Raw genomic sequence first — 301 nt, 5'->3', positions numbered from 1 at the left:
CGGGCCTGACGCCAGCGGAGCAAGGCGCCTCGTCGGTCGCGAGCGGCCGCGCGATCCCCGATCCGGACCCGGCGGGCCGCTGCGCCCTCGACGGCGAGCTCCTGATCCTGCGCGAGGCCCGGGTGCAGAGCTTCAACGTCCTGCAGCAGCGCCTCAACCGGAAGGCCGTAACGGGCCGGCTCCTCGAGGAGTTCCCGGCCCATGTGCGGGCCTACGACCTGCGCGCGGCCGACGGCGAGGACCTGCGCCCGCTCCCCTTCGCGGAGCGACGCGCCCGGCTCGAGGCTTTCGTCTCCCGTCT

At 75.1% G+C, this 301-nt stretch carries 1 protein-coding gene; it reads left to right on the top strand.

All coding sequences use genetic code 11. The features are described from left to right. A partial coding sequence (locus WDW90_RS38780; protein ID WP_488803331.1) for an ATP-dependent DNA ligase occupies positions 1-301 on the top strand: 301 nt, incomplete at both ends.

The organism is Methylobacterium nigriterrae, from assembly GCF_037106235.1.
GTDB classification, from domain to species: domain Bacteria; phylum Pseudomonadota; class Alphaproteobacteria; order Rhizobiales; family Beijerinckiaceae; genus Methylobacterium; species Methylobacterium nigriterrae.
Note: the sequence above shows the minus strand (reverse complement) of the source record. Positions and strands in the feature narration are given on the sequence as shown.